Genomic DNA, 3,396 nt, shown 5'->3' with positions numbered 1-3,396 from the left:
TGCCTGCTGCGGCAAGTATCTCTGCAAAGGTTACAACCTTGTAAGGTGTGCTTTCCACCGCACCTGCAAAGTCCTCTAGTCCGTAATAGTAAACCTTGCCTTCTTTAAAGTTGATGGTACCGCCAACGTGGCTGTGGATACCGGAAAGGTCAAGGAACAAAACGCCATCAAGATATACCCAAACGTCATCGTCACCGGTGAAGTTAAAGGTCATATCGTCGTTGTTCTTACCTGTAACGCCGCTCACGGGCTGAGCAAAGTCGAAATGGATGTCCATACCGAAATAAAAATCGCTTTGCTCGTCAAAATCTATACCATACATATCGGCAAAACCGTTTTGTGCTACAACCTTTTCGTAAAGCTGGTAGGATGCATCGGAGGAGCTTGTTATTTTGCCGGAGAAATATCTGAGCAGCTTGTAGGCAAAGTGGTCAACGCCGCCGTAGCCGATGTCGTAAGCCCAGCCGTCGCCGCCCAAAATCCATACGGATTTTTTGACGAGGTAATCGGCCAAAGCAAGCATTCTTTCATCCTTGGTTAAGGTTTTAAGCTTGGCGACTCTTTCTCTTTGAGCGTCGATTTCCGCGGTGGTTTTCTGGGAAGCGTTCAAGATTTCGTCAACCAAAGCGTCGTTGCCAAGCTCCGCCTTAATAGCGTTAAGCTGAGCGGCGGCGTCGCTGTAGAGCTGATCGTAAGCCAAGCGTATGCCCATACCGAATTCCGCGTTATCCTCAAAGAGGGAGTTCGCCCAAGCGGGGCCTTTGCCGTCGTCGCGTTTGCAATAAGGCGTTGTAGGCAGGTTGCCGCCGTAGATTGAGGAGCAGCCCGTCGCGTTGGCTATTGCAAGGTGATCGCCGTGAAGCTGGGTTAACAGTTTTACGTAAGGCGTTTCGCCGCAGCCAGCGCAAGCGCCGGAGAACTCAAACAAAGGTTTCTGGAGCTGAGAGCCCTTCACGCTTTCTTTTTTGGTTTTGACGTCGGCCTGTTTAAGGCTGAGGAAGAACTTAAAGTTTTCTCTTTCGTCTTTCCTTAAAGGAAGCTGCTCAACCATGTTGATTGCTTTCTTCGTCGCGTCGGTTTTGTTTTTGGCGGGGCAGTTCGTTACGCACGCGCCGCAGCCGGTGCAGTCTTCAACGGCTACTTGCACGGTGAATTTAAGGCCGGCCAAATCGGCTTTGCCGTCTACGGATTTAAAAGTTTTGGGGGCGTTGGCCAATTCTTCCGCTTTATAAGCTTTAATGCGGATAGCGGCGTGAGGGCAGACGAGTGAGCATATGCCGCACTGTATGCAGGTGCTGGGATCCCACGCGGGAACCATAAGCGCGATATTGCGTTTTTCGTACTGGGTCGTGCCCGTCGGGAAAATACCGCCCACCGGCATTTTGGAAGTCGGCAGTTCGTCGCCGTTGTAGGAAATCATTTTGCCGAGAACGTCTTTAACGAATTCCGGGGCGTCGGCCGGTACGGGCGGCACCATGGATATCGTGGAAGTTACGTGATCGGGATATTTGATTTCATGCAAACCGTCAAGGGCGGCGTCCACGGCCGCATAGTTCTTGTTGACGATTTCTTCGCCTTTTTTGGAATAGGTCTTTTTGATGGCTTCTTTAATGGCGGCGATGGCGGCGTCTTTTTCAATTACGCCGGCAATGCCGAAGAAAGCCGTCTGCATAATGGTATTGGTTCTTGAACCCATACCCGTCTTCAAAGCGATGTGGGAAGCGTCAATGGCGTAGAATTTAAGTTTCTTGTCGATAATCTGCTTCTGCACTTCTTTGGGGAGTTTATCCCAAACTTCTTCTTTTGAATAAGGAGCGTTCAAAAGGAAGGTTGCGCCCTGTTTGGCTTTGCCGAGGATGTCATATCTTTCCAAGAAAGAGAACATATGGCAGGCGATAAAATCGGCGTGCTCAATAAGATAAGGCGCGCGGATATATTTTTTGCCGAAGCGGATGTGGGAAGTCGTCATGGAACCGGATTTTTTGGAGTCGTAGACGAAATAGCCCTGCGCCAAATTGTCGGTATTGGCGCTGATAATCTTCATCGTGTTTTTATTGGCGCCTACAGTACCGTCGGAACCTAAACCGTAGAACATGGCGTTAAAGGTGCCGTCGTTTTCATTGGCTTCGAAAACCGGCGTTTTGAGGGATTTGCCGCCCAAGTCGTCTTCAATGCCGAGAATGAAGCTTGTTACGGGTTCTTTGGCGTCAAGGTTGTCAAACGCGGCTTTTACCATGGCCGGCGTAAATTCTTTGGAGCCGATGCCGTATCTTCCGCCGATGATAAGCGGGGTGGAGGGGAATTTCTCTTTGGCTTCTTTGGTTAAGAAAGCGGAGCAAACGTCCTGGAATAAAGGTTCCCCGAGAGATCCGGGTTCTTTGGTCCTGTCTAGTACGGCTATTTTCTTTACGGTTTTGGGGAAAGCGTTGATAAAATCAACCGAGCTGAACGGCCTGAAAAGTTTTACTTTAAGTACGCCGATTTTTTGGCCTTTAAGCATTTCCACCGCCGTCTGGGCTACGTCCGCGCCGGAAGCCATTACTACGATTACTTTTTCAGCATCGGCGTCGCCGACGTATTCAAAAAGGTCGTATTTTCTGCCGGTAAGTTTGGCGAATTTGTCCATATATTTCTTAACTACGGCCGGGGTGTTTTCGTAAAATTTGTTTACGGCTTCTCTGCCCTGGAAGTATACGTCGGGGTTCTGCGCGGTTCCGCGGATTGTGGGGTATTCCGGGTTGACGGCGTTTTCTCTGTGTTTGGCGACGAGTTTGTCGTCAATCATTTCTTTCATGATTTCTTTGGAAATTACGTCAACCATGTTAAGTTCGTGAGAAGTTCTGAATCCGTCAAAGAAGTGCAGGAACGGCACTCTGGCTTCAAGCGTAGCGGCCTGAGCAATCAAAGCGAAGTCCATCGCTTCCTGCCCGTTGGCGCTGGCGAGCATGGCCCAGCCGGTTTGGCGGACGGCCATAACGTCGCTGTGATCGCCGAAAATGGATAAAGCGTGCGTGGCCAAAGCCCTGGCCGAAACATGAAAAACGGTGGGCGTAAGCTCACCGGCGATTTTAAACATGTTCGGAATCATAAGGAGTAAGCCCTGTGACGCCGTGAAAGTGGTTGTAAGGGCGCCGGCGGCCAATGCGCCGTGCACCGCGCCTGAAGCGCCGCCTTCGGACTGCATTTCGCTTACTACCGGGACATTGCCCCAGATATTTGTTTCGCCTTTGGCGGATTTGGCATCGCAAATCTCACCCATTGTGGAAGAAGGCGTAATAGGATAAATTGCTATTACTTCGTTGGTTGCGTGGGCGACGTGGGATACAGCGGTGTTGCCGTCCATCGCGGTTAATTTATTGGACATTTACATTCTCCTCAGTTAAGTAGAGCGCGCGC

1 protein-coding gene is annotated in these 3,396 nt (G+C 50.4%); it reads right to left on the bottom strand.

The genetic code is table 11. The features are described 5' to 3' along the window. Positions 1-3,364 (bottom strand): pyruvate:ferredoxin (flavodoxin) oxidoreductase (gene nifJ, locus ACQY26_RS06765; RefSeq protein WP_428048382.1); only part of this gene is annotated, 3,364 nt, incomplete at its 3' end. Positions 3,365-3,396 lie beyond the last annotated feature (32 nt).

This window comes from Candidatus Proelusimicrobium excrementi (genome assembly GCF_937881865.1).
Lineage (GTDB): Bacteria > Elusimicrobiota > Elusimicrobia > Elusimicrobiales > Elusimicrobiaceae > Proelusimicrobium > Proelusimicrobium excrementi.
This window is presented reverse-complemented; position numbering and strand designations above follow the sequence as displayed.